The organism is Bradyrhizobium sp. 134 (assembly GCF_023074155.1).
Classification (GTDB): domain Bacteria; phylum Pseudomonadota; class Alphaproteobacteria; order Rhizobiales; family Xanthobacteraceae; genus Bradyrhizobium.
This window is the reverse complement of sequence record NZ_JADPKX010000006.1, coordinates 158,962-183,422: the sequence shown is the minus strand read 5'-3', so window position 1 is coordinate 183,422 and position 24,461 is coordinate 158,962. Positions and strand designations below refer to the sequence as shown.

Below are 24,461 nucleotides of genomic sequence, written 5' to 3'. Positions count from 1 at the left end.
TGTCCTTCTGGGGCGGAGCCACTCCAATCGCTTCGGGCTGGCTCAGCCGATTTAACCCGATCCCTGCCTATATATGTAGCCCAAACCGTTGTGCATCCAAAGTAAAATGGCGGCGAGCGGCCCCTGGGCGGACCGCTCTCGGCAGCAGCGGCCCATTGCATGATGGCACGAATATCATAGCCGGGGAGGACTTTCATACCGTCGCGGAGCCCCTATCTAGGACGAACCCGGCGTTTTGGAACCCGACAACGCCAACAACGTTCTCTTGTCCTGTCTGGAGAAAAACGTGACGAAACAAGCCTCCGCTACGGCCCCCGCTCTGTCACCGTCGGCCGATTTGGGCGGCCTTGCCCAGAGACTGGAAGACGCGTTTCTCAACGTCCGCGACGAGACCGAGCGCCGGGCCGCACCGCTGTCGCCGGAGGATCAGCAGATCCAGTCCATGCCGGACGCGAGCCCGACGAAATGGCACCGGGCGCACACCACCTGGTTCTGGGAGCAATTCGTGCTCGGCGAGCACTGTGCGGGCTACCTGCCCTTTCACCCTGACTTCGCCTTCCTGTTCAATTCCTATTACGTCAGCGCCGGCCCACGCCATTCCCGCAATCACCGCGGCGATATCACCCGTCCGAGCGCCGATCAGGTCGGCGCCTATCGAAAACATGTCGACGCTGCCGTCGTGACATTCTTCCGCGACGCCGGCGAGGACAAGCTTCGCGAGATCGCGCCGCTGGTCGAGGTCGGCCTCAACCACGAGCAGCAGCATCAGGAATTGATGTTCACCGACATCCTGCACGCCTTCGCGCAGAACCCGATCCCGCCGGCCTATGATCCGGACTGGCGCTTCCCGGCCGCAACGCCGGCCAGCGAGGATTGGCTGACGCTGAACGAAGGCATCCACACCGTCGGTCATGTCGACGAGAGTTTTCATTTCGACAACGAGAAGCCGGCGCATCGCGCCCTCGTCGGCCCGGTCAAGCTCGCACGCAATCTCGTCACCAATGGCGAATGGCTCGCTTTCATGCGCGACGGTGGCTACCGGACCGCAACGCTGTGGCTGATGGACGGTTTTGCGACCGTGAACAACGAGGGCTGGGACGCCCCCGGCCATTGGCGCGAGATCGACGGCCAGTGGCATGTCATGACGCTGGCCGGCCTCAAGCCGGTCGATCCCGACGCGCCCGTTTGCCACGTCAGCTATTATGAGGCTGACGCCTTTGCGCGCTGGGCCGGAAAACATCTGCCCACCGAGATGGAATGGGAGGTCGCGGCCCGCGCGGGCCAGCTCAACGATGCGTTCGGCATCGTCTGGCAGTGGACGCGATCGTCCTACTCGCCGTACCCCGGCTACCGCGCCATCGAAGGCGCGCTCGGCGAATACAACGGCAAGTTCATGGTCAACCAGCTGGTGCTGCGCGGCTCCTCGCTTGCAACCCCGGAGGGGCACAGCCGTATCACCTATCGTAACTTCTTTTATCCGCACCACCGGTGGCAATTCACGGGACTGCGGCTGGCCGACTACGAGTAAAATTCTCATCCGACGACAAATGCGCGCCGGACAGCGCGTTCAGGAGAGTATCATGAATGTGCACGCCAGCGCTTTGGCCGAAGCCCATCTTCCCGACGAACAAACCACCGCTTTTGCGCGCGAGGCCATCGAGGACCTCTCGCAGCAGCCCAAAAAGCTGTCGCCGAAATATTTCTACGATGCGGCCGGATCGGAATTGTTCGAAGCGATCACACGGCTGCCGGAATATTACCCGACGCGCACGGAGCTGGCGATCCTGAAGGAGCGTGGCAGCGAGATCGCAAAGATCATTCCGGAGCACGCGGCGCTCGTCGAATTCGGCGCGGGCGCGACCACAAAGGTTCGCCTGCTGCTCAACCACTGCAAGTTCGCGGCCTATGTGCCCGTCGACATCTCCGGCGACTTCCTGACGGCGCAGGCGAACGGCCTGAAGCGGGATTTTCCGTCACTCGGCATCTACCCGGTGGCGGCCGACTTCACCACGCCGTTCGAGCTGCCCGAGGCAGTGGCGACCATGCCCAAGGTCGGGTTCTTCCCGGGCTCGACCATCGGCAATTTCGAGCCGCATGAAGCGCAGGCCTTCCTGAAGAGCGCACGCGCTATTCTGGGCCGCGGCGCGCAGATGATCATCGGCGCCGACCTCGAGAAGGAGGAGCGCCTGCTCCACGACGCCTATAACGATGCCGCCGGTGTCACCGCGCGCTTCAACCTCAATGTGCTGGTGCGGATCAATCGCGAACTCGGCGGAAATTTCGATCTCTCCGCCTTCACCCATCGCGCGATCTACAATCGCGAGCGGCACCGCATCGAGATGCACCTGATCAGCAAGAAGAGCCAGACCGTGCGCCTGCTCGGCACCAGCTTTTCGTTCCGCGCGGGCGAGAGCATCCACACCGAGAACAGCTACAAATACAGCATCGAGCGCTTCGGCGCGCTGGCGCAGGGCGCAGGCTGGCGGGTGCGCGAGAGCTGGACGGATGCCGCGAAGATGTTCTCGGTGCATGCGCTGGAGGCGGCAGAGTAAGCGCTCCGGCGCCAATGGCGCCGGCTCAATGCTCCTCGGCTTGTTCCGGCGTCGATCCCAGCGAGACCGACTCCCACACCGCAACGACGATCATGATCACCGTCGCGGCGACCGACAGCCATAGCGGGGACAGTTCGGCGGCGAACCACGACAGCGCCAGAAGCAGAATGATGCCGATACCGTGCGAGAGCTGGAGGAAGCCGCGGATCGCATGCTTGAACAGGATGGTGCCGACCAGGAACAGCAAGGGACCGCCGATCGTGCTCACGATGATCCTGATATCGGAATGGCTGACCGGATGCTTCAGCACCAGCTCGTCGGAGACCGCGGTCAGGATGATGCCGGCGACGATCGGCATGTGCAGATAGGTGTAGGCGAGCCGCGCCAACCGGCCGGATTCGGCGGATTTCGAGATGCGCTCGGCGCCGGCCTCGGCGCCCTTGTGGAAATAGACCCACCACATCGCAATGCTGCCGACCAGCGCGGAGACGAAGGCCAAAATGTTGTCCGCGGTCCAGTCCAGCTCGGCAAAGGTGGCGCCGTTGACGACGACGGCCTCGCCAAGCGCGATGATGACGAAGAGCGAGCAGCGCTCGGCCATGTGGCCGCCTTCGACGGCCCAGGCCTCGACCGACGAGAAGCCCAGCTTCGGCACCCAGAAGCGCACTGCCGGCGAGATGTATTCGATCGTCAGCGCCACGATCCAGAACCATAGCCGCACCTCGTCATGGGCGAGGCCGCCGAGGATCCAGAAGATCGCGGAAACCGAGAGCCATGTCAGGATGCGGATCGCATTGTGCCGGACCGCCGTTCGGTGGCGCGGAGTCGCAAACATCCAGAAGGCGGTGCGCCCGACCTGCATCGTTGCGTAGGCGATCGCAAACCACAGGCCCCGCCCCTCGAACGCGGTCGGAATCGTCGTGGACAGCACGAGGCCACCCAGCATCATCAGGAAGATCAGGATGCGGACCGGCGTCAGTTCAGGATCGAGCCAGTTGGTGACCCAGGCGGTGTAGACCCACACCCACCATACCGCGAGAAACAGCACCGCGACGTGCATCGCACCGAGTGGCGTGAAATGGTGCAGCAGTGTGTGCGAGACCTGCGTGATCGCGAAAACGAAGACCAGGTCGAAGAACAGCTCGGCATTGGTGACGCGGCTGTGCTGGTTCGGCAGGATGACGCGAAACATCGCGCCGCGAGGATTGTCCGCAGCCATCGTCATGCCCCCGTCACGATCGGATCAGGCGCCCGGCACCCCGGTTTGCAGCGCCAGCGCATGCAGCACGCCGCCCATCTGGCCGCGCAGGGACTGATAGACGATCTGGTGCTGCTGGACGCGGGACTTGCCGCGGAAGGTCTCCGAGATCACGGTCGCGGCATAGTGATCGCCGTCCCCGGCGAGGTCACGGATGGTCACCTCGGCATCGGGGATCGCCGCCTTGATCATCGCCTCGATATCGTGGGCGTCCATAGGCATTCGGGTCGTGCTCCTGTGTCGGCTGCAATCAGCCTTGTCGTCGAATCGCTGCCGGGGTCCGGATCTGCAAAGCCAAACTTGCCGGCGGGGCCAAACTTAGCGTGAACGGCCTTCTACGTCACGCCTTCCGGCACTATATCGGTGATCCGATCTGGATAAAGCCACGACAAAGTGCCGCGCGCGGCAGAGTGATCCAAAAAGGCGTGAAATCATGAAGCTTCCAGGGCCCGACCACCCCATCACCATCACCCCAAATCCCCGGCGCGTCCGGGTCACGGCTGGCGATATCGTGATCGCCGAGACCATCAAGGCGCTGACGCTGAAAGAGGCGAAATATCCGGCGGTGCAATATGTGCCGCGACAGGACGCCAACATGGCGCTGCTGGAGCGCACCGACCGCGTCACCCACTGCCCCTACAAGGGAGATGCGAGCTACTACAGCGTCAAGGCCGACGGCAAGACGCTGGACAACGCGATCTGGACCTATGAGGCGCCCTTCCCCGCGATGACCGAGATTTCCGGTCATCTCGCCTTCTACCCGGACAAGGTGAAGATCGAGGAAGTGGGGTAAGCCCACATAGGGCCTGCCGTCATGGCCGGGCTCGTCCCGGCCACCCACGCCCTTGGCTGCCGCGGATACAAAAAACGTGGATGCATGCCCGGGGCAAGCCCGGGCACGACGACTGGGAATGCCGACGCGAGCCCCGCTACGCCCTGAAGATCGTGAGCCCCAGGATCAGCAGCACCAGGAAAATCGCGACGAACACATAGAACAGGAAGCGGGCGATGTCGGCGGAGGCGGCCGAGATGCCGGTGAAGCCGAGCACGCCGGCCACGATCGAGACAAGTAAGAAGATCAGCGCCCATTTCAGGATCGTCATCGCCAGCTCCGAAATTGTACCGCCTGTCGCGGCCCTCAAGCCCTTTTGGCGAACGCTAACTGCGTCGCAGGGAACTGGTTCCTAGCGGCAGCGGGCCCTGCGGGCGTCCCAAACGACCCTTGCTGAATCCGGTTCCCGGCGGCAAAGTCCCGCTGGGACGGAAAGCGCGACCGGGGCGGCCACGATGACGATGTCACATTCAGCGACGATCGGAGCAGAGGCGCATGCGGCGCCGAAGGCCAAGGCGCGCAATCTGTCGCTCGATCGCGCCCGCACCTTCCTCACGCTGGTGGTGCTGCTGCACCACGCCGTCATTCCCTACACCTATTTCGGGCACACCGATCCGGCGTCCTGGGCCGGTTTCGACGTGGTCGTGCTGGCCACCGACAGCTTCTTCATGGCGATGTTCTTCTTTCTGTCGGGACTGTTCACCTGGCCCGGCATCGCGCGCAAGGCGCCGTCGGTCTTTCTCCGCGACCGCCTGTTGCGGCTCGGACTGCCGTTCGCGATCGCGGCGTTCACCGTCATCCCGCTCGCCTATTACGCGATCGCGCTGCGGCACGATCCCGGGCTGAGCTTCACCGCATTCTGGTGGAAGACGATCACGGTTGGCCCGTGGCCGAGCGGCCCGATCTGGTTCGTGTGGGTGCTGCTGGCATTCGACCTGACCGCAAGCCTGCTCTACCGGGTCTCCGCGCATCTGGTCGATCCGGGCAACCGCGTGTCGCTGCGCGGATTCGACCAGCCGGCCGTATTCTGGCTGCTGCTCGTCGTCGTCACGACAATCGCCTACGTGCCGGCGCTGCTCTATTTCGGCGGCAGCAAATGGTTCGAGCTTGGGCCGTTCTCGGTGCAGGCCAGCCGCATCCTGCTCTACTTCGCGTATTTCTTCATCGGCGTCAGCGTTGGAGCCGCGAATTTCGAGCGCGGCATCCTCAGCGCCGGCGGCCAGTTGCCGAAACAGCGCTGGCTGTGGGTGATCGCCACGCTGATCCCCTACTGCCTGATGTGGGTCATGATCTACATCAAGCGCGAAGTTCTCGGTAATCCCGACCCACAGCCGCACTGGTACCAGGCGATCTACGGCACGTTCTTCGTGCTGTTCTCAGGCTCGATCCTGCTCGCGATCCTCGCCTTCTTCCTGCACCAGAAGTCGCCGGGACCGAACCTGCTCGACCGCATGCAGGCGGATGCCTACGGCATCTTCCTGGTGCACTACCCGATCGCGCTGTGGATTCAGTACGCGCTGTTCGATTACAGCTGGCCTGCGATCGTGAAAGCCGCGATCGGCTTCGTGCTCACGGTGATCCTGAGCTGGGGACTGACGGCGGGCTTACGGAAAATTCCGGGGGCCTCGCACGTGTTGTGAGGCCGAGCTCTTTCCATTCGTCATTGCGAGGAGCTCTTGCGACGAAGCAATCCAGAGTGCCTCGGCGGTGAGGCTCTGGATTGCTTCGCTGCGCTCGCAATGACGGAGTTTGCGGAAGCGCGTCCTACGCCGCCTTGCCGCCCATATACTCCGGCAGCCAGCGCTCGAACGAGGTCCGCAGCGCCTCTATCGTCACAGGCGCCTCGCCCGCGATCGCGATCGCGTCGCCGCCGGTGGTGCCGATCCGCACGCAGGGCACCTCGCAGCCGCGCATCTTGGCGAGCACGCGGCCGGCCTCGGTTTCAGGCACGATGACGAGATAGCGCGCCTGGTCCTCGCCGAACCAATAGGCCTGAGGCACCAACGAGGTTGGCGCCGCGAGCAGTTTGGCGCCGATGCCGCTCGCCATCGCCATCTCGGCAAGAGCGATCAGCAGGCCGCCGTCGGAGAGATCGTGCACGGCGGTCGCGGTGCCCGCATGGATCATACCGCGCACGCAGTCGCCGTTGCGCTTCTCGGCGGCGAGATCGACCGGCGGCGGCGCGCCCTCCTCGCGACCGCAGATGTCGCGCAGGTAAACCGACTGGCCGAGCCAGCCGTGGGTGTCGCCGACCAGGAGGATCGCCTCGCCTTCGGCCTTGAACGCGAGCGAGGCTGACTTGGTGAAGTCGTCGAGCAAACCGACGCCGCCGATCGAGGGCGTCGGCAGGATCGCGCGGCCGTTGGTCTCGTTGTAGAGCGAGACGTTGCCGGACACGACCGGGAAGTCGAGCATGCGGCAGGCTTCCGAGATGCCCTTCAGGCAGCCGACGAACTGGCCCATGATCTCGGGCCGCTCGGGGTTGCCGAAATTGAGATTGTCGGTGATCGCGAGCGGCTTGCCGCCGACCGCAGTGATGTTGCGCCAGGCTTCCGCCACGGCCTGCATGCCGCCCTGATAGGGATCGGCCTCGCAATAACGCGGCGTCACGTCGACGGTCAGCGCCAAGCCCTTCGGGCCGTCCTGCACGCGGACCACGGCGGCATCGCCGCCGGGACGCTGCATGGTGTTGCCGAGAATGACGTGGTCGTACTGCTCCCAGACCCAGCGCTTGCTGCACATGTCGGGCGTGCCGATCAGCTTTTCGAGCGCGGCACCGAGCCCCATCGGGGCCGCCACTTCGCGCGCATGCACGACCGGCAAAGCGGCGGAAGGGACATGCGGGCGGTCATAGAGCGGCGCCTCGTCGCCGAGCTCCTTGATCGGCAAATCGGCCATGACGTCGCCGCCATGCTTGACCACAAAGCGCTTGCTCGGCGTGGTGTAGCCGACCACGGCGAAATCAAGGCCCCACTTCTTGAAGATCGCCTCGGCCTCTTTCTCCTTCTCGGGCTTGAGCACCATGAGCATGCGCTCCTGGCTCTCCGAGAGCATCATTTCGTAGGCGCTCATGCCGATCTCGCGCGTCGGCACAGAGTCGAGATCGAGGTCGACGCCGAGGTCGCCCTTGGCGCCCATCTCGACCGCCGAGCAGGTCAGGCCAGCCGCGCCCATGTCCTGGATCGCGATGACGCAGCCCTTCTCCATGATCTCGAGACAAGCCTCTAACAGCAGCTTTTCGGCGAAGGGATCGCCGACCTGCACGGTCGGACGCTTCTCTTCGGACTTGTCGTCGAACTCGGCCGAAGCCATCGAGGCGCCGTGGATGCCGTCGCGGCCGGTCTTGGAGCCCAAATAGACGATCGGCATATTCACGCCGGAGGCGGCCGCATAGAAGATCTTGTCGGTATCGGCGAGGCCGACCGCCATCGCATTGACGAGAATGTTGCCGTCATAGCGGGTGTGGAAACGGACCTGGCCACCGACCGTCGGAACGCCGAAGGAGTTGCCGTAGCCGCCGACCCCGGCGACGACGCCGGAGACGAGATGCCTGGTTCTGGCATGTTCGGGCGCGCCAAAACTCAGCGCGTTGAGGCAGGCGATCGGACGCGCGCCCATGGTGAAGACGTCGCGCAAGATGCCGCCGACGCCGGTGGTGGCGCCCTGGTACGGCTCGATGTAGCTCGGGTGGTTGTGGCTCTCCATCTTGAAGACCACGGCCTGGCCGTCGCCAATGTCGATCACGCCGGCGTTCTCGCCAGGACCCTGGATCACCCAGGGCGCCTTGGTCGGCAGACCCTTCAGATGGAGGCGCGAGGATTTGTACGAGCAGTGCTCGTTCCACATCGCCGAGAAGATGCCGAGCTCGGTGAAGGTCGGCTCCCGCCCGATCAGCTTCAGAATGCGCTCATACTCGTCGGGCTTGAGCCCGTGGGCGGCAATCAGCTCGGGGGTGATCTTGGGTTCATTCTTCATGGATTCGAGGCTTTCGACGGCGGTGGGCCGTTCTTAGGAACATCGGACGGCTTGGAAAAGCCCTTTATGGCGCATTTTCCCGCTGTCCCACGTTTTGCGGCCGGGGGCTGCGGGAACAGGAATTGCACAGCGCGGACAGATCGGATTTAAGGGCAAACGACCCGCAATTGAAGGCCCATTCCCTTGCACGAATTGACCAAACCGCCCCCGCCTCGCCGCCCCGACCTCCACGTCGCCACCGACGGGGAATTCCAGGGCTGGCGAACCTGGATTCGCGACAGTTTTGAGAGCCATATCGGCCCGTTCTGGCACAAGATCGAGGACGACGGCAGCGTCCGCTCGGCGTTCCGGGTCGAGAAAAAGCACCTCAACGGCTCCGGAAACGTCCATGGCGGCTGCTTCATGGCGTTTGCCGACTACTGCCTGTTCGCGATCGCCACCCACGAACTGGATGGGCCGGCGGTGACCACCAATTTCGCCTGCGACTTCCTCGACGCGGCGCGCGAAGGCGAGCTGATCGAATGCGTCGGCGAGGTCTCCCGCGCCGGCGGCTCGCTGATCTTCCTGCGCGGCAAGCTGACATCGGGCGGGCGGCCGCTGTTCACCTTCTCCGGCACGATCAAGCGGGTGAAGCGGAAGCCGGCACCGCAGCCAAACGCATAGCTCGCCGCCTTCCCTTTTGGCGTCCCCTCGCCCAGACTTGTGTCCAGCGCTGTCGCGCCGGGGAGCAATATCAAGGTGCCGCAGAGCACACCGCCGACGGCTCGCGCCACGGCCTCGCAATTGGCGTCCATGCCCGCCACAGGCGCGCGCAACTGGCGCGACTATGCGCTGCTGGTCGCGCTCGCCTGCTGCTGGAGCTCAACCTATCCGCTGGCCAAGCTCGCGCTGGACACGATTCCGCCCGTGACCTTCATCTCGGCGCGCTCGCTGATCGCGGCCGCCTTCCTGTTCGCGATCCTGTGGATGCGCGGCGTCAGGATCCCGACCGATGCGAAGGCCTGGAAGCTGTTCGCGGTCCAGCAATTGATCAACTCGACCTTCCCGTTCCTGATCATCACGTGGTCGCAGCTCTATGTGCCGGCCTCGAACACGGTGGTGCTGGCCTCGACCACGCCGATCTTCGCCTTCCTGATCACCTCGTTGATCACGCGCCACGAGCCGGCAACGCTGCTGAAGCTCTTGGGCGCGCTCCTCGGCCTTGCCGGCACCATCGTCATCGTCGGCCTCGATGCGCTGCGCGGCTTCGGTAGCGAGATCGTGGCGGAGATCGCCATCCTGCTCGCCACCATCTCCTTTGCCTGTGCCACGATCTTCGGCCTGCGGCTGTCCGAATACGACCCGATGGTGGTGGCGGCCGGTTCGCTGCTGTTCGGCGGGCTGGTGCTGCTGCCGCCTTCGCTGATCATCGACCAGCCCTGGACGCTGCACCCGACGCCGACGGCGATCATAGCCACCATCATCATGGGGATCGTCTCCAGCGCCTTGGGGCTGATGCTGTTCTACATGTGCCTGGGACGGCTCGGCACGCTGACGACGAACGCGCAAGGCTATTTGCGCATCCCGATCGGCGTCGGCCTCTCCGTGCTGCTGCTCGGCGAGAGCGTGCCGTCGAACCTGGTGCTGGGCCTTGTGCTGGTCATGGCGGGCGTTGCCGCGATGACGGTGCCGACGGAGCGGCTGAAACGACGCTAGCTATTACTTGGCGTCGTCAGCCAGCATCTTGCGGTACTTCTCGACGTCGCGAGTCACAAGCTTTTGCAGCACCTCGGGCGTGTGCTCGTCGGCATCGGGTGCCACGGTCGAGAGGTCGGCGAACCGCTTCTTCACCGCGTCGGTTTCGACCGCCGTGCGTGCAGCTGTATTCAGCCTGGCGATGACCGCCGGCGGGGTCCCCTTGGGCGCGAACAAGCCGTTCCAGCCCTGCGCCTCGAATTCGGGCAGGCCGGCTTCGGCCGACGTCGGCAGGTCCGGCAATGTCGCGAGCCGCACGGTCGAGCCGACCACGAGCCCGCGCGCCAGCTTCTCGTTGATCGACTGCGACACGGAGGCTGCCGCATCGCAGACGCCGTCGATCTGGCCGCCGATCGCATCGGTGAGCGCGGGCGCGGCGCCGCGATAGCCGACCAGCGTCGCATCGATGCCGGCGGCCGTGACGAAGCTCTTGCAGATCAGGTAGTTCGAAGAGCCGACGCCGGCATGGCCGAGATTGATCTTGCCCGGATTGGCCTTGGCGTAGGCGATGAACTCTTTCAGGTCTTTCGCCGGAAAATCCTTGCGCACGGCGATGATGCCGAACGTCTTCGCCACCATGGCGATCGGTACGAAGGAGTCCGGCGTGAACGGCAGTTTGGGATAGATGGTATACGTCGCGGCGTTGGTGCCGGCATTGCCGATCGCAATGGTGTAGCCGTCGGGCTCGGCGCGGGAGGCGCGCGCCAGTGCGGTCGAGCCGCCGGCGCCGGCGACGTTCTCGATCACGATGGTCTGGCCGAGCGCGATGCCCATCTGCTCGGCAACGGTGCGCGCGATCACGTCGGACGTGCCGCCGGCCGCGAACGGCACGATCATGGTGACGGGACGCTTGGGGAAGTCCTGCGCGAACGCGGCCGTCGCGAATGCAGCGACAGCGACAGCGGCCGGCAGCCGCTTCAGCACGAACGCAATCACGCGGCCTTTTCCAGATGCGCGGTGAGGCCGGCGAACAGGCCGCGGCCGTCGGTGCAGCCCATGATGTCTTCGACGTGGTTTTCCGGATGCGGCATCATGCCGAGCACGTTGCCCTTGTCGTTGACGATGCCGGCAATGGATTGCGCGGCGCCATTGATGTTGCTGATATCGTCGATCGCGCCGTCGGCCGAGCAATAGCGGTAAAGCACGCGACCCTCGCCTTCGAGCCGCTTGATGGTCTCCGCGTCCGCCGCATAATTGCCCTCGCCATGCGCGATGGGCACACGGATCACCTGGCCTGCATTGTAGCCGCGGGTAAACGGCGTGTCGGAGCGCTCGACGCGGAGATGCACGTCGTGGCAGATGAATTTCAGCCGCGCATTGCGCATCAGGACGCCGGGCAAGAGGCCGGATTCGCAGAGGATCTGAAAGCCGTTGCAGACGCCGAGCACGAGGCCGCCCCTGGCCGCATAGTCGCGCACCGCGTCCATCACCGGCGCCCGCGCCGCAATCGCGCCGCAGCGCAGATAATCGCCGTAGGAGAACCCGCCGGGCACGACCACGAGGTCGGTGCCATCAGGTAGCGACGTCTCGGCATGCCAGACCATCGCGGGCTCGCTGCCCGAGATCAGCCTCAAGGCACGCGCCATGTCGCGCTCGCGGTTGATTCCGGGAAAGACGAGGATGGCGGCTTTCATGGCGGAGGTTCCGAACGAGGATTAAAATGGGGCTGGCACGTCTGCCAAATCGGCAGCAGACATAACCATTTGACGGGGATTTTACCAGTGCTAGCCTTGCCCGCGAGCGTTGTGCACAGGCCATAGCCCGCCATTCGGCCGATCGATTCGCCCGGGATTAAAGCCATGAATGTCCCCTCGCTGCCCGCATCCCTCTCCGAGCCGGTGTCCACCGAGGGCGTCATCGCCGCCGGTGCCTATGTCGACGGCCGGCGCGTCGCCAATATCGCCATCAGCGAGGCTTCGAGCTGGCGGGCGAAACCCGGCCACGTGGTCTGGATCGGGCTGCACGAGCCCGACATGGCGCTGCTCAGCGCGGTGCAGAAGCAGTTCGACCTGCACGAGCTCGCCATCGAGGACGCCAACCACGCCCATCAGCGACCGAAGATCGAGCAATATGGCGAGGCCCTGTTCATCGTGGCGCGCACGGCGCAACTGATCGAGGGCCGGATCGCCTTCGGCGAGACGCACATCTTCGTCGGCGAAGGCTATCTGGTCTCGGTGCGCCACGGCGCGTCGACGTCCTACACGCCGGTGCGCGAACGCTGCGAAAGCTGCCCGCGCGCGCTCGCGCGCGGCGAGGACTACATCCTCTACGCCATCCTCGATTTCATCGTCGACAACTACTCGCCCGTGCTCGAGAGCATTCACGAAGAGGTCGAGAGCATCGAGGACGACGTGCTCTCCAAGGCGATCAGCAAGGCGCAGATCGAGCGGCTGTACATGCTGCGCCGCGACCTCTTGCGGCTCAGGACTGCCATCGGACCGCTGGTGGAGGTCTGCCGCCGGCTCGAGCATGACGAACTGGCGATGGTGCGCGCTACGATGCAGCCGCTGTTCCGCGACGTCACCGACCACGTCAGGAACATCCAGGAGCGGATCGATTCAATGCGCGAGGTGCTGGCCTTCGCCTTCGAAGCAAGCCTGCTGGTCGGCCAGGCCCAGGAGACGGCGGTCTCCAAGAAACTTGCCTCCTGGCTCGCGATCATCGCGATCCCGACCGCGCTTGCAGGCATCTACGGCATGAACTTCAAGCACATGCCGGAGCTGGACTGGGAGTACGGCTATTACACGCTGCTCGGCGTGATGCTGACGGCCTGCGGCGCGCTGTACTGGCGTTTTCGTCGGGTCGGATGGCTGTGAGCCATCCCGTTCACCCGATCAGCTCGACCCGATAATTCTCGATCACGGTGTTCGCCAGCAGCTTGTCGGCGGCGTCCTTCAACGCCGCCTCTGCCTTGGCCTTGTCCGCGCCGGCGAGCTCGATGTCGAACACCTTGCCTTGGCGAACGCTGGCGACGCCGTCGACGCCGAGCGACTTCAACGCACCCTCGATCGCCTTACCCTGCGGATCGAGGATGCCCGTTTTCAACGTAACGGTGACACGTGCCTTCACGTCAGATCCCTCTTAGCTCTTCACCAGCACCGGGCCGGAACCGGCCGGACGCTCGTTCTCCATGAGAATGCCGAGACGCTTGGCGACTTCGGTATAGGCCTCGAGCAGCCCACCGAGATCCCTGCGGAAACGGTCCTTGTCGAGCTTCTCGTTCGACTTGATGTCCCACAGACGGCAGCTATCCGGCGAGATCTCGTCGGCGACGATGATCCGCATCATGTCGTTTTCGAACAGCCGGCCGCACTCCATCTTGAAGTCGACGAGGCGGATGCCGATGCCGAGGAAGAGACCGGTGAGGAAGTCGTTGACACGGATGGCAAGCGCCATGATGTCGTCGATCTCCTGCGGTGTCGCCCACCCGAAAGCGGTGATGTGCTCTTCCGACACCATGGGGTCGTTGAGCTGGTCGTTCTTATAGTAGAACTCGATGATCGAGCGGGGCAGCTGCGTGCCCTCCTCGATGCCGAGGCGCTGCGACAGGGAACCGGCGGCAACGTTCCGCACCACCACTTCCAGCGGCACGATCTCGACTTCGCGAATCAACTGCTCGCGCATGTTGAGGCGGCGGATGAAATGGGTCGGCACCCCGATGTCATTGAGGTGCTGAAACAGGTACTCCGAGATCCGGTTGTTGAGGACACCCTTGCCCTCGATCACCTGATGCTTTTTCGCATTGAACGCGGTGGCGTCATCCTTGAAGTGCTGGATCAGGGTACCGGGCTCCGGGCCTTCGTAAAGAACCTTTGCCTTGCCTTCATAAATGCGACGCCGACGGCTCATGGGGATGTACCGTGTTTTGTTGAAATCCATGTATCTGGTGTGCTCCGGTTGACGAGACTACGACCCACAGCGGAGCTGCCGTGAACGGCCCGGAACCCCTGGAAACAGAACGGGAACCCAGCCTTAGGCAACCTATCCGATTGGCCGTCCCAGCACAATCGATCCGGCCGTCCGGCATCAAACTTATACCGTCTTGCCTGCGGCTTAACGGCCCGTTGTTTTGCCGATTCGTGCCCCCTATCTAGGCATGCACCGGGGCTCTCGCAACGAGGGCCAGCCGGGTCCAGTCAGCAGGGAATTGGAAAAGGCATGAGCACGTTGGACAAGCGCGAGGAAGGCTTCGAGAAGAAGTTCGCCCTCGACGAGGAGCAGAAATTCAAGGCGGAAGCCCGCCGCAACCGGCTGCTCGGTCTGTGGGCGGCCGAAAAGCTCGGCATCACCGGCGATGCCGCCACGGCCTATGCCAAGGAGGTGGTCGCGGCCGATTTCGAGGAAGCCGGTGACGCCGACGTCCTGCGCAAGGTCATGGCCGATTTCGCCGCCAAGAACGTCGCCGTCACCGAACAGGTGATTCGCGCCAAGATGAACGAGCTGATCGCGGTGGCGGCGGCCGAGGTGAAAGCCGGGAATTAAGGCGAAGCATCATTCCGGGGCCACGTCCGCGACGCGCCCCCGGAATGCCAACCAGCTATCCCTCCTTGAACCCGTATTCCGGCACGTTGCCGCTGGCGCCGTAATATTTGTACGGCAGGAATTTGCCGCTCATGGTGATCTTGACGCGGTCGCCCTTCGGGTTGGGCAGGCGCTCCATCACCATGTCGAAATCGATCGCCGACATGATGCCGTCGCCGTACTCCTCCTCGATCAGCGCCTTCCACGCCGGACCGTTGACCATGACCAGCTCGTAGAAACGATAGATCAAGGGATCGGTCGGCGGCATCGGCATGCCGCGCATCGGCGTCTCGTTCAGCATCGCGGTCTCGGCCTTCGTCAGGCCGAAAAGTTCAGCGGCGTTTGCGGCCTGCGGCTTGGTCAGTTTCATTTGGCCGAGGATCGCGCCTGTTATCAGCACCTCGGAATAGCCGCCGATCTTTTCGCAGATGTGTTTCCAGCTCCAGCCCTTCTCGCGCTTGATGTCGAGGAGCTTCTCGGTGAGGTCTTCGCGTTTCATGTCAAGGTCTCCTTGGTTGTCGTCATGCCCGGGCCTTGTCCCGGGCATCCACGTTCTTGGCTGTATCAGGAAGACGTGGATGGCCGGGCCAAGCCCGGCCATGACGTCTCGTTGAGTGGTTCCGACTTGGCGTCAGACGCGATCGTCAGTCCGGGCTTGCCGATATGCACCACCGGCACATTCCGCGGATCGTGACCGGGCGTCTCGGCCGTGAAAGTCTTGCTGCGCGTTACCAGGAAATCAACGATGTGGTTGCGCAGCGCGTAGTACTGCGGATGGCGGTGCAAATCGGTGCGGCCGCGATCCCGCGGCAGCGGGTTCTCGACGACCTCGGCCAGCACCGCGCCGGGACCGTTGGTCATCAGGAAGATCTTGTCGGCGAGATAGATCGCCTCGTCGACGTCATGGGTGATCATGAACGCGGTCTGCCCGGTCTCCAGACAGATGCGCCGCACCTCGTCCTGCAGCGTGCCGCGCGTCAGCGCATCGAGTGCCGAGAACGGCTCGTCCATCAGCATCATCTTTGGCGTGATCGACAGCGCACGCGCGATGCCCACGCGCTGCTTCATGCCGCCGGAAAGCTCGGAAGGTCGCTTGTGTTCCGACCCCGTCAGGCCGACGAGATCGATAAATTTCTGCGCATGCGCCTTCACCCTGGCGCGATCCCAGCTCCGCCATTTCGAGCTGACGGCGTAGGCAACGTTACCGAGCACGGTGCGCCAGGGCAGCAGCGCATGGCTCTGGAAGATCACGGCGCGATCGAGGCTCGTCCCTGAAATGGCCTGCGCGTCGACGATCACCGCGCCCTCGCTCGGCGCATCGAGGCCGGCGAGGATGTTGAGCACCGTGGTCTTGCCGCAGCCGGAATGGCCGATCACGCAGCAGAACTCGCCGCGCGCCATCGACAGCCAGAGATTCTCGAAGACCGCCGTTGTCGCGCCGCCTGCGCCCGGATAGCGCTTTGCGATGGCTTCGATCGAGATGAATTTTTCGGTCACGGTCCTACTCCGGAAACGTGACCATGCGCGTGAAGCGCGCGAGGATCTGGTCGAGCAGCATGCCGACGATCCCGATCAGCAGGATCGCGATGATCACGTTGGTGATCGAGAGGTTGTTCCACTCGTTCCAGACGAAATAGCCGATGCCGGTGCCTCCGACGAGCATTTCTGCCGCGACGATCACGAGCCAGGCGATGCCGATCGAAATGCGCATGCCGGTCAGGATCGTCGGAGCCGCCGCCGGCAGGATCACGGTGAAGGCGCGCCTGATCGTTCCGACCTCGAGCGTTCGCGCGACGTTGATCCATTCCTTGCGTACGCTCGCGACCCCGAACACGGTATTGAGCAGCATCGGCCAGATCGAGCAGATGAAGATGACGAAGATCGCGGAGATCGAGGAATCCTTGATGGTGTAGAGCGCGAGCGGCATCCACGCCAGCGGCGAGATCGGCTTCAGCAGCTGGATGAAGGGATCGAGCGCCTGGCTGAGCAGCGGCGACATGCCGATCAGGAAGCCGAGCGGGATGGCGACCAGCACGGCGAGCAGATAGCCGGTGCCGACGCGCGCGATCGAGTAGCCGAGCTGGATGCCGAGCCCCTTGTCGTTCGGCCCGTTGTCGTAGAACGGCCTCCTCACATGCTCCCAGAGTTTTGCGCCGACATCGAACGGCCCGGGCATGGCTGATTTGCCCTGCGTCGCGGTCAGGCCCATCAGCTTGGCGTATTCCGGGCTCATCGTGGCCACCGGTGCCGTCGAGCGGACGGCGAGATGCCAGACGCCGAGGAACGCGACGAGCAGCACGATCGAGACGAGGCCGGCGCGGAGACGGAGAGAGGATGTCATCTCCCTCTCCCCCCGTCGTCCCGGCGAAGGCCGGGACCCATACCGCGTGATCTAGCGGAGTCGAAAGGTCGTGCTACCGAACAACGTGTCTTCGCCAAACTCCACCCTGGGGTTATGGGTCCCGGCCCCCGTGCGCAGCGCGCACTAGGCCGGGACGACACCGGAGGCACATCGCGGCCCATCACGACGCCTTCCTGATCTTGAAGCCCGCCAGATAATCCTCGGGCTTGGCCGGATCGAAAGTCTTTCCCATCACGGCGAACGATTTGTAGCTGCTGGCTGGCGGCGCCAGGCCCATCTCCGTCATCAGCTTCCTGGTGTCGGTGGCGAGATACACCTGCTCGGCGACCGCCTTGTAGTCGACATCGCCCTTGATCTGGCCCCAGCGCTTCATCTGCGTCAGCATCCACACCGCAAAGGACTGCCAGGGGAACGGGTCGAAATCGACGCGCTTTTTATCCGTCTTCACGCCGCCGAGGCCGTCGGCATAGGTGCCGGTCAAGACCTGTTCCAGTACCGTGACCGGCGCGTTGATGTAGTTCGCCGGCGCGATCGCCTCGGCGATCTGCTTGCGATTCTCCGCCTTCGACGCATAGGCCGTGGCATCGACGATCGCGCGCGTCAGCGCGGCAAAGCTGTTCGGCGCCGTGGTGATGAACTCGCGGCTGGCGGCGAAGCTGCAGCAGGGATGGCCGTCCCAGATTTCCTTGGACAAAAGATGCATGAAGCCGACGCCGTCATAGATCGCGCGCTGGCAGATGTTGTCGGGCGCGAGGAAACCGTCGATGTTGTCGGCGCGCAGGTTTGCCACCATTTCCGGCGGCGGTACCGAACGCAGCTGCACGTCGGTGTCGGGGTCGATCCCGTGTTCGGCGAGATAGTAGCGCAGCAGATAATTGTGCATGGAATAGTCGAAGGGGATGGCGAATTTCATGCCCTTCCAGTCCTTCGGGTCGCGCTTGTCCTTGTGCTTGCTCGCCAGCACGATGCCCTGCCCGTTGATGTTCTCGATCGCGGGCACGGCGAACGGAATGGCGTTGGCACCTAAGCCAAGCGAAATCGCGAGCGGCATCGGCGCCAGCATGTGCGCGGCGTCGTATTCCTTGTTGATGGTCTTGTCGCGGATCACGGCCCAGCCGGCGGTCTTGACTACGTCGACGTTGAGGCCGTGCTTGGCATAGAAGCCCAGCGGCGCCGCCATGATGATCGGCGTGGCGCAGGTGATCGGGATGAAGCCGACCTTGAGGTCCTTCTTTTCCGGCGCGCCGGCCTGCGCAAAGACTTCGGTGGCGGTCTGAAGCGGGAAGAACTGCGACAGCGCGGCCAGCGCGGTGGACGCACCGACCGATTTCAAAAACGCGCGCCGCGCCACATCCTGCGGAAACATCGCGCGCATCACGGCAGAGGCGACGACGCCCTCGTAGCGCTTCTCTTCGCTCTCGACGGGATCACAGCGCAACGCGGTGGCCTGCTCATGCTCCGCCGCGGATTGATGCTGACCACAGGCACAGCCGGCTCGCAGGTTGCGATCGGGATCAAACGGATTGTCGAAAGTGGACATCGGACCTCCTGCGCGTCGTTGCGAGGAGAATTACGCAAGGAGCATGCCATCACCTTCAGGCTGGCCAGTGCCTTGATGACGCGGCACTTTCGCTTGCACTTGGTCATTACGAAAACTCGTGATAAACGATATTTCGTAGCTTAATAACGAGATTTCGTAATGGCAACGACGCCACTGCTTGCCCACGACGATGTGGCCCCGACCATCGATCCGCGCGTCGCGGCCTTCGAATCCTCGGTCGAAGCGACGCTGCTGGTCGATCCCTTCGGCGACCAGATCGTCGATGCCAATCCCGCTGCTTGCACCCTGCTCGGCTACGACCGCGCGCTGCTGCGCCAGACCAGGGCGAGCACGCTGCATGCCGGCGAGCTTCCGGCGCTGACCGTGTTCACCCAAGCCGTGCTGCACAAGGGCGCCTACTGGACTACGGCGCTCAACCCACGCCATGCCACCGGGCAAAATCTCCGGCTCGAATATGGCGGCTGCGTCCTGCCCCATGACGGGCGCACGCTGGTCCAGCTCACCCTGACCGATCTCGCCGCGCGCCGCCGCCGCAATGTCGATGCCGCCGCTGAAGACCATATGCGCAGCGGCATCTCGACCTGGCAGCGGGTCGAGCGCGTGTTCCAGGACATCGAGCGCGAGAACCAGCTGATCCTGCGCGCCGCCGGCGAAGGCATTTACGGCGTCAACGCGGAAGGAAAGACCACCTTCGTGAACCCCGCCGCCGAGCGGATGCTGGGCTGGACGGCCGAGGAGCTGGTCGGCAAGGAAATCCATCCCATCATGCACCACACCCACCATGACGGGCGGCACTATCACAACCATGACTGCCCGATCTACGCGGCGTTCCGCGACGGCGCGGTGCACCAGGTCGACGGCGAAGTGTTCTGGCGCAAGGACGGCTCGCCGGCCTGGGTCGAATACACCTCCACGCCGATCCGCGACCGCGGCGTGGTGGTCGGTGCCGTCGTGGTGTTTCGCGACGTCAGCCAGCGCCGCGAGGCCGACGAGAAGCTGCACGCCGCACTCGCCGAGGTCGATCGCCTCCGCGAACGTCTCGAGCTCGAAAACGCCTACCTCCAGGAAGAAATCCGCATCGAGACCAATCCGCGCGGCATCATCGGTGGAAGCGAGGCGATCCAGACGACGCTGCGCCAGGTCAAGCTGGTGGCGCCGACCAGCGCGGCGGTAATGATCACCGGGGAATCTGGCACCGGCAAGGAGCTGATCGCGCGCGCCATCCACGAGGATTCCACCCGCAGCGACCGGCCGCTGATCCGCGTCAACTGCGCCGCGATCCCGCGCGAATTGTTCGAGAGCGAATTCTTCGGCCATGTCCGCGGCGCCTTCACCGGCGCGACGCGCGACCGCATCGGCCGGTTCGAACTCGCCGATGGCGGCACGCTGTTCCTCGACGAGGTCGGCGAGATCCCGCTCGAATTGCAAGGCAAGCTGCTGCGCGTCTTGCAGGAGGGCAATTTCGAGCGCGTCGGCCAGGAGCGCACGCGCGCGGTCGACGTCCGCGTCATCGCCGCGACCAATCGCGACCTCAAGCAGGAGGTTCAGCGCGGGCGTTTTCGCGAGGACCTCTATTTCCGGCTCAACGTGTTTCCGATCGAGACGGTGCCCCTGCGCGAACGGCGCGAGGATATTCCGCTGCTCGCCCAGCATTTTCTGACCCGCGAGAGCAAGGCGCTGAAATCGAATCTGCGCTTGTCGGAAGGCGATGCGCGTCGGCTGACGCGCTATGACTGGCCGGGCAATGTCCGCGAACTCCAGAACGTGATCGAGCGCGCCGCGATCCTGTCGCAGAACGGCCGTTTGCGGATCGATCTGCCCGACCCCTCCGGCACGCAGGCCCCAGCCGGCGCCGCGCGGCAGAAGGCTGACGCACGGCCCGCTGTGATGACGTCATCCGAAATGCGCGACCACGAGCGCGCCAACATCCTGGCCGCGCTCGAGGGCTGCGCCGGAAAAGTGTTCGGCCCCGGTGGGGCGGCCGAGATGCTGGATATCAAGCCGACCACACTGGCCTCGCGGATCAAGGCGCTGGGGATTACGCCCCGTCCGCGAGCCCTCGGTTAGTGGCGATCACGCCGCCTTGGTCGTCACCTCCGATGCGATCGGCAATCCCTGCTCGATCGGCAGCGACGGATCGCGCGACCATTCGTTCCAGGAGCCGAAATACATCCGCACGTCCTTCACGCCGGCGTTCTTGAGCGCCAGGAACGTGTTCGAGGCGCGCGCCCCCTTGAAGCAGTAGAGATAGACCGGCGTGGAGGGCGAGATGCCGACCGTGGCGCATTCCGCCAGGATCTCGTCCTTGGATTTGAAGCGCGGTCCCTCGGCGGTCGGTTTCATCATGCGATACCATTCCAGCCACACCGCGCCGGGAATGCGGCCCTTGCGCGGGCAGAAATCCTTGCCATACGGAGAAGAACTGTCGCCGATCCATTCGTCGACGTCGCGTACGTCGAGAATGGCGACGCCCGGCTTGCCGACGGCCGCCAGCATGGTCTTGGCGTCGATCAGAATCTCGCCCGCTTCAGGCACGATTCCGAACGACGCCTTCATCGGCGCCGGCACATCTTTCGTCACCGGAAGACCTGCGGCAGCCCAGGCATCGAAGCCGCCATGCAGCACTTTGATCTTGGGATAGCCGAGCATGGTGAGCAGGTAGTAGCCGCGGCAGGACTGGCCGAAGCCGGAGTTCATCGACTGCTCGTAAATCACGGCCGTCTCCTTGCCGGACAGACCCGCGCCGCCGAAGGCATCGGCGAACTTGGTCTTCAGCTCGCTCATGCCTTCCGGCGTCGAAGTCGCAAGAAACGTGAATATCTCATGCACGTTCACGGCGCTGGGAAGGTGCCCGGCGCCATAGGCGTCGGGGTTGCGGGTGTCGATCACGACACAGGGCTCGGTTTTCAAGAGATCGGCAAGTTCGCTGGCAGAGATCAGAACGTCCGTCATTTGCAGCCTCTCCGTTGAGGTTAGATGGTGGGTGGGCTCGTAAAACTCAGGAATCGGCAAGCATCTTGCGCAGCTGCTTGGTGGCAGGCGTGACGATCGCGACGAAATAGGCCTCGCGCAGGCGGCGCTGCGCGCGGTGGCTCTTGAGGTAGCCGCGCGCACCACAATGCAGCATCGCCGCGTGCGCCGCCGCGACGCTGGCTTCACCGGCGCGCAGCCTGAGCGCGATCACCTTGCGCCAGTAGGTCTCCTCCTCGTTGTAGGGATCACGCGCCAGCGCCATGGTCTCGGCCTCGAGCTCGGCGACGAGATCGCGGAAGTGCACCGGCTGTTGCGGCAGATAGCGGTTGATGTGGCCGAGGGGATTGTCGACCTCGTCCATGATGTTGATGCAGTCCTTGATGAGCCCGAGCGCCATGCCGGCCTGCAGCAGGATGAAGCCGGCGCGGATCTTCTTCACGAAAGGTGCGGCGGGATCGGCCAGGATCAGCTCGTCAGGCACGAAGGCGTCCCGGAACTGCACGCCATAGGTGCCGGTGCCGTCCATGGCGAGGAACGGCTTGCATGGCGTCAGTGTGATCGCGGGATCGGAGCAGTCCGCCAAAAACATCACTTGGCCGGGCTCGCCACTTGCGATGCCCGGCTCGTCCTCGCGTTCGAAGATGGTGCCGAAATAATGATCCGGTCCGAGATTGGACACCCAGGGCAGCGCGCCGCGCACGATGTAGCCGCCTTCGACCTTGCGCCCCTTCAGCTTGAGCTTTTCGATGCCGAAAAAGCTCTTCATCGGATTGGAGAGTCCGGTGCCGCCGAGCACGCGACCGGTCGAGAACGCATCGCCGAAGCGCTTTGCCAGCTTCATGTTGGTCGAGTTGGCCGCGTACCAGACCAGTGTGTTCTGGCACCACGCCATGAAAGCAGTGCTGCCGCAGACCTCACCGATCTCAGCCATCGCCTGAATGGCACAGCGCAGATCGGCAGGCCCTTCGTGCGGCACGTGACTGCCCCAGGCACCGACCTCGCCGAGCTTGTGCAGCACATCGGCCGGATAAATGGTGCCGGCATCGATGCCGGCGGCGAGCGGCGCGAGCTGCTCCCGCGCGATCCGCGCCACCTCGCCTGCAATGGACGGTGCGGGCTGATCCAAAACTTCGGCCCGTGATAAAGCCAGTGAACCCATGATCGTCTCCCGCACCTTGTCCTGTTGCCGTCAGCTCAGATGCCGACCTCGAGATTGACCGGGCGGGTGAAGGTGTTGGCGACTGGCGACCATTGCTTCACATGGGCGACCAGCGCATTGATTTCGTCCGGCGAGATCCCCTCACATTCCATGTCGACCTTGACGCGCACGTCCGTAAATCCAACGGGCTTGTCGGAGACATCGCCGGTGCCCCAGACGGCGGTAATGTTGAGATCGCCCTCGAGCTCGAGCTCGAGCTTGTTGACGATCCAGCCGCGATGCACGGCGTTGGCGTGCAGGCCGACGGCGAGGCAGGAGCCCAGCGCGGCGAGCGAAGCTTCGGACGGATTGGGCGCAGTGTCGTCGCCGAGCAGACCGGGCGGCTCGTCGACGATGTAGGGCTGCAAATTGCGGATGTAGTTGGCGTGGCGGAATTTTCCTTCCGCGACCGTCTTGCACTTCAAGGTCTTGATGACCTTCGGATTGGCCTTGCCGTTGGCGATCAGTTGCTCGAGGCCATTCTTGTCGATGGGCGCGAGGCAACCCGTCAGCACTGTCTTTTGAACGACGGCAGTCATCATCTTCTCCCTGGCAGAAGTGGAAATCGGTAGGATACCGAACGGTCTGTTTCCTTGCATGGAGCGTGCCAGAGCCGACCAAAATCAAAAGGCGAAGTATTGGAGCCGCTTAGCGAACGCTGCCTGCGAATTGATCAGCCGCCGTTTGCTCAAAGGCGATGCAGACGGGCTTTCCCGTGCGAATCTTTTCAGCGCGGACAGATGCGGCTTGCTGATGCGGCGCGGCTGCGGGTAAGTTTGGACTCATGGCCAAGCCCTCACTGAACAAGACGTCAAAGAAGAAGTCTCATTCGCCGCACGGCGGCGCCAGTGACGACGAGTCCGCGCGCGGACGCCTGCTCAGCGCCGCGACGCATCTGTTCTGCAAGAACGGCATCAACGCCACCGGCATCGACGCGATCATCGCGGAAGCCGGCACCGCGAAGACCACGCTCTATAAATTATTCGGCTCCAAGACCAATCTCGTCAACGCGGTGCTGGAGAGCGAAGGCAAGCAGTGGCGCGAATGGTTCATCGGCGCCATGGAAGAAGGCGGCGGCGACGCGCAGGCCAAGCTCACGCGCATCTTCCCGGCCCTGAAGAGCTGGTTCGCGGAGGAGCGCTTCTACGGCTGCCCCTTCATCAATGCGGTCGGCGAGCACGACAAGGACGCCAAGCAGTTCCGCAACATCGCGATGAAGCACAAGAAGATCGTGCTCGGCCACATCGAGAAGCTCGCTGGCGAGCTCGGTTCGAACGAGCCCCTCGTGCTCGCACATCAGCTCGGGCTGTTGATCGACGGCGCCATCGTCGCGGCGATGGTGTCGCGCGATCCGGGCGTGGCCGATACGGCGGCGCTGACGGCGGGCCCCCTGCTCAGCCAGTCCAAGGCAAAGAAGAAGCGCGCGGTGGATCAGCTCGAGGCAGTGTGATCGCTCCCATCCCGTAGCCCGCATGAGCGCAGCGACATGCGGGAC

25 protein-coding genes are annotated in these 24,461 nt (G+C 64.0%); 10 read left to right on the top strand and 15 right to left on the bottom strand.

Annotation, left to right across the window (positions count from 1 at the left end; all coding sequences use genetic code 11):
- Positions 1–235 precede the first annotated feature (235 nt).
- Both egtB and egtD read left to right on the top strand, forming a co-directional pair.
- A complete protein-coding gene (egtB, locus tag IVA75_RS01640) occupies positions 236–1,528 on the top strand; it encodes an ergothioneine biosynthesis protein EgtB (protein ID WP_247287274.1) in 1,293 nt (430 codons plus the stop codon).
- Positions 1,529–1,580: 52 nt separating this feature from the next.
- Positions 1,581–2,552 carry an L-histidine N(alpha)-methyltransferase gene (gene egtD / locus IVA75_RS01635; RefSeq protein ID WP_247287276.1) on the top strand — a complete coding sequence of 324 codons (972 nt, stop codon included), beginning with the start codon at positions 1,581–1,583 and terminating at the stop codon, positions 2,550–2,552.
- A gap of 25 nt (positions 2,553–2,577) precedes the next feature.
- Here the strand turns inward: egtD and IVA75_RS01630 are convergent, their stop codons facing one another.
- Both IVA75_RS01630 and IVA75_RS01625 read right to left on the bottom strand, forming a co-directional pair.
- A complete protein-coding gene (locus IVA75_RS01630; protein ID WP_247287447.1) occupies positions 2,578–3,771 on the bottom strand; it encodes a low temperature requirement protein A in 1,194 nt (397 codons plus the stop codon).
- A 24-nt stretch (positions 3,772–3,795) separates the two neighbouring features.
- Complete coding sequence (locus IVA75_RS01625) at positions 3,796–4,032, bottom strand: BolA family transcriptional regulator (RefSeq protein WP_007602284.1); 237 nt, start codon at positions 4,030–4,032, stop codon at positions 3,796–3,798.
- Between the two features lie 211 nt (positions 4,033–4,243).
- Here IVA75_RS01625 and IVA75_RS01620 point away from each other — a divergent pair, with 211 nt between their 5' ends.
- Positions 4,244–4,603: a DUF427 domain-containing protein gene (locus tag IVA75_RS01620; RefSeq protein ID WP_247287278.1), complete on the top strand. Its 360-nt coding sequence runs from the start codon at positions 4,244–4,246 to the stop codon at positions 4,601–4,603.
- Positions 4,604–4,739: 136 nt separating this feature from the next.
- Here IVA75_RS01620 and IVA75_RS01615 read toward each other — a convergent pair whose 3' ends face one another.
- A complete protein-coding gene (locus tag IVA75_RS01615) occupies positions 4,740–4,913 on the bottom strand; it encodes a DUF1328 domain-containing protein (RefSeq protein WP_007602280.1) in 174 nt (57 codons plus the stop codon).
- 190 nt (positions 4,914–5,103) lie between these two features.
- Between IVA75_RS01615 and IVA75_RS01610 the strand changes: the two genes are divergently transcribed.
- The gene (locus tag IVA75_RS01610) at positions 5,104–6,282 is read left to right on the top strand and encodes an acyltransferase (protein WP_247287448.1); all 1,179 of its coding nucleotides are present in this window, start codon (positions 5,104–5,106) and stop codon (positions 6,280–6,282) included.
- Positions 6,283–6,406: 124 nt separating this feature from the next.
- On the opposite strand, the gene purL is transcribed toward IVA75_RS01610, so the two are convergent.
- The gene (gene purL, locus IVA75_RS01605) at positions 6,407–8,617 is read right to left on the bottom strand and encodes a phosphoribosylformylglycinamidine synthase subunit PurL (RefSeq protein ID WP_247287279.1); all 2,211 of its coding nucleotides are present in this window, start codon (positions 8,615–8,617) and stop codon (positions 6,407–6,409) included.
- 183 nt (positions 8,618–8,800) lie between these two features.
- Between purL and IVA75_RS01600 the strand changes: the two genes are divergently transcribed.
- Positions 8,801–9,280 carry a PaaI family thioesterase gene (locus IVA75_RS01600; protein WP_247287280.1) on the top strand — a complete coding sequence of 160 codons (480 nt, stop codon included), beginning with the start codon at positions 8,801–8,803 and terminating at the stop codon, positions 9,278–9,280.
- A 75-nt stretch (positions 9,281–9,355) separates the two neighbouring features.
- Positions 9,356–10,312, top strand: a complete 957-nt coding sequence (locus IVA75_RS01595; protein WP_247287281.1) for a DMT family transporter — start codon at positions 9,356–9,358, stop codon at positions 10,310–10,312.
- Positions 10,313–10,315: 3 nt separating this feature from the next.
- Here the strand turns inward: IVA75_RS01595 and IVA75_RS01590 are convergent, their stop codons facing one another.
- On the bottom strand, positions 10,316–11,287 hold the full coding sequence (locus IVA75_RS01590) for a tripartite tricarboxylate transporter substrate binding protein BugD (protein ID WP_247287282.1): 972 nt from the start codon (positions 11,285–11,287) through the stop codon (positions 10,316–10,318).
- Positions 11,284–11,985 carry a phosphoribosylformylglycinamidine synthase subunit PurQ gene (gene purQ, locus IVA75_RS01585; protein ID WP_247287283.1) on the bottom strand — a complete coding sequence of 234 codons (702 nt, stop codon included), beginning with the start codon at positions 11,983–11,985 and terminating at the stop codon, positions 11,284–11,286. Before purQ ends, IVA75_RS01590 begins: the two co-directional genes overlap by 4 nt.
- 165 nt (positions 11,986–12,150) lie before the next feature.
- Here purQ and IVA75_RS01580 point away from each other — a divergent pair, with 165 nt between their 5' ends.
- A complete protein-coding gene (locus IVA75_RS01580; RefSeq protein WP_018455523.1) occupies positions 12,151–13,167 on the top strand; it encodes a magnesium and cobalt transport protein CorA in 1,017 nt (338 codons plus the stop codon).
- 10 nt (positions 13,168–13,177) lie between these two features.
- On the opposite strand, the gene purS is transcribed toward IVA75_RS01580, so the two are convergent.
- Positions 13,178–13,420: a phosphoribosylformylglycinamidine synthase subunit PurS gene (gene purS, locus IVA75_RS01575; RefSeq protein ID WP_007602264.1), complete on the bottom strand. Its 243-nt coding sequence runs from the start codon at positions 13,418–13,420 to the stop codon at positions 13,178–13,180.
- Positions 13,421–13,432: 12 nt separating this feature from the next.
- The gene (purC, locus tag IVA75_RS01570) at positions 13,433–14,200 is read right to left on the bottom strand and encodes a phosphoribosylaminoimidazolesuccinocarboxamide synthase (RefSeq protein WP_171944915.1); all 768 of its coding nucleotides are present in this window, start codon (positions 14,198–14,200) and stop codon (positions 13,433–13,435) included.
- Between the two features lie 309 nt (positions 14,201–14,509).
- Here purC and IVA75_RS01565 point away from each other — a divergent pair, with 309 nt between their 5' ends.
- The gene (locus IVA75_RS01565; RefSeq protein WP_247287284.1) at positions 14,510–14,833 is read left to right on the top strand and encodes a DUF1476 domain-containing protein; all 324 of its coding nucleotides are present in this window, start codon (positions 14,510–14,512) and stop codon (positions 14,831–14,833) included.
- 55 nt (positions 14,834–14,888) lie between these two features.
- On the opposite strand, the gene cynS is transcribed toward IVA75_RS01565, so the two are convergent.
- From cynS to IVA75_RS01545, 4 genes are all read right to left on the bottom strand, one after another.
- The gene (gene cynS, locus IVA75_RS01560) at positions 14,889–15,371 is read right to left on the bottom strand and encodes a cyanase (protein WP_051462744.1); all 483 of its coding nucleotides are present in this window, start codon (positions 15,369–15,371) and stop codon (positions 14,889–14,891) included.
- A 65-nt stretch (positions 15,372–15,436) separates the two neighbouring features.
- Positions 15,437–16,369 carry an ABC transporter ATP-binding protein gene (locus tag IVA75_RS01555; RefSeq protein WP_247287285.1) on the bottom strand — a complete coding sequence of 311 codons (933 nt, stop codon included), beginning with the start codon at positions 16,367–16,369 and terminating at the stop codon, positions 15,437–15,439.
- A 4-nt stretch (positions 16,370–16,373) separates the two neighbouring features.
- Entirely contained in the window at positions 16,374–17,213 is an 840-nt protein-coding gene (gene ntrB / locus IVA75_RS01550; RefSeq protein ID WP_247287286.1) for a nitrate ABC transporter permease, read from the bottom strand.
- Between the two features lie 181 nt (positions 17,214–17,394).
- A complete protein-coding gene (locus IVA75_RS01545) occupies positions 17,395–18,774 on the bottom strand; it encodes a CmpA/NrtA family ABC transporter substrate-binding protein (protein ID WP_247287288.1) in 1,380 nt (459 codons plus the stop codon).
- A gap of 159 nt (positions 18,775–18,933) precedes the next feature.
- Here IVA75_RS01545 and IVA75_RS01540 point away from each other — a divergent pair, with 159 nt between their 5' ends.
- Positions 18,934–20,862 carry a sigma 54-interacting transcriptional regulator gene (locus tag IVA75_RS01540; protein WP_247287289.1) on the top strand — a complete coding sequence of 643 codons (1,929 nt, stop codon included), beginning with the start codon at positions 18,934–18,936 and terminating at the stop codon, positions 20,860–20,862.
- Positions 20,863–20,868: 6 nt separating this feature from the next.
- Here IVA75_RS01540 and IVA75_RS01535 read toward each other — a convergent pair whose 3' ends face one another.
- From IVA75_RS01535 to IVA75_RS01525, 3 genes are read right to left on the bottom strand one after another with little or no spacing between them, the layout of a single operon-like run.
- Entirely contained in the window at positions 20,869–21,747 is an 879-nt protein-coding gene (locus IVA75_RS01535; RefSeq protein WP_247287290.1) for a sulfurtransferase, read from the bottom strand.
- Positions 21,748–21,793: 46 nt separating this feature from the next.
- Positions 21,794–22,927, bottom strand: a complete 1,134-nt coding sequence (locus IVA75_RS01530) for an acyl-CoA dehydrogenase family protein (RefSeq protein WP_247287291.1) — start codon at positions 22,925–22,927, stop codon at positions 21,794–21,796.
- A 35-nt stretch (positions 22,928–22,962) separates the two neighbouring features.
- On the bottom strand, positions 22,963–23,505 hold the full coding sequence (locus tag IVA75_RS01525; protein WP_007612153.1) for an OsmC family protein: 543 nt from the start codon (positions 23,503–23,505) through the stop codon (positions 22,963–22,965).
- 245 nt (positions 23,506–23,750) lie between these two features.
- On the opposite strand from IVA75_RS01525, the gene IVA75_RS01520 reads away from it, so the two are divergent.
- Positions 23,751–24,416: a TetR/AcrR family transcriptional regulator gene (locus IVA75_RS01520; RefSeq protein WP_247287292.1), complete on the top strand. Its 666-nt coding sequence runs from the start codon at positions 23,751–23,753 to the stop codon at positions 24,414–24,416.
- Positions 24,417–24,461: the final 45 nt, after the last annotated feature.

Coding starts and splice junctions, on each gene's coding strand:
- IVA75_RS01535 (WP_247287290.1), bottom strand. CDS start 21,747: ATGACGGACGTTCTGATCTCTGCCAGCGAACTTGCCGATCTCTTGAAA.
- IVA75_RS01520 (WP_247287292.1), top strand. CDS start 23,751: ATGGCCAAGCCCTCACTGAACAAGACGTCAAAGAAGAAGTCTCATTCG.
- IVA75_RS01530 (WP_247287291.1), bottom strand. CDS start 22,927: ATGGGTTCACTGGCTTTATCACGGGCCGAAGTTTTGGATCAGCCCGCA.
- IVA75_RS01565 (WP_247287284.1), top strand. CDS start 14,510: ATGAGCACGTTGGACAAGCGCGAGGAAGGCTTCGAGAAGAAGTTCGCC.
- purL (WP_247287279.1), bottom strand. CDS start 8,617: ATGAAGAATGAACCCAAGATCACCCCCGAGCTGATTGCCGCCCACGGG.
- IVA75_RS01610 (WP_247287448.1), top strand. CDS start 5,104: ATGTCACATTCAGCGACGATCGGAGCAGAGGCGCATGCGGCGCCGAAG.
- purC (WP_171944915.1), bottom strand. CDS start 14,200: ATGAGCCGTCGGCGTCGCATTTATGAAGGCAAGGCAAAGGTTCTTTAC.
- ntrB (WP_247287286.1), bottom strand. CDS start 17,213: ATGACATCCTCTCTCCGTCTCCGCGCCGGCCTCGTCTCGATCGTGCTG.
- IVA75_RS01615 (WP_007602280.1), bottom strand. CDS start 4,913: ATGACGATCCTGAAATGGGCGCTGATCTTCTTACTTGTCTCGATCGTG.
- IVA75_RS01545 (WP_247287288.1), bottom strand. CDS start 18,774: ATGTCCACTTTCGACAATCCGTTTGATCCCGATCGCAACCTGCGAGCC.
- IVA75_RS01580 (WP_018455523.1), top strand. CDS start 12,151: ATGAATGTCCCCTCGCTGCCCGCATCCCTCTCCGAGCCGGTGTCCACC.
- IVA75_RS01630 (WP_247287447.1), bottom strand. CDS start 3,771: ATGGCTGCGGACAATCCTCGCGGCGCGATGTTTCGCGTCATCCTGCCG.
- cynS (WP_051462744.1), bottom strand. CDS start 15,371: ATGAAACGCGAAGACCTCACCGAGAAGCTCCTCGACATCAAGCGCGAG.
- egtD (WP_247287276.1), top strand. CDS start 1,581: ATGAATGTGCACGCCAGCGCTTTGGCCGAAGCCCATCTTCCCGACGAA.
- IVA75_RS01620 (WP_247287278.1), top strand. CDS start 4,244: ATGAAGCTTCCAGGGCCCGACCACCCCATCACCATCACCCCAAATCCC.
- IVA75_RS01625 (WP_007602284.1), bottom strand. CDS start 4,032: ATGCCTATGGACGCCCACGATATCGAGGCGATGATCAAGGCGGCGATC.
- IVA75_RS01525 (WP_007612153.1), bottom strand. CDS start 23,505: ATGACTGCCGTCGTTCAAAAGACAGTGCTGACGGGTTGCCTCGCGCCC.
- purQ (WP_247287283.1), bottom strand. CDS start 11,985: ATGAAAGCCGCCATCCTCGTCTTTCCCGGAATCAACCGCGAGCGCGAC.
- IVA75_RS01540 (WP_247287289.1), top strand. CDS start 18,934: ATGGCAACGACGCCACTGCTTGCCCACGACGATGTGGCCCCGACCATC.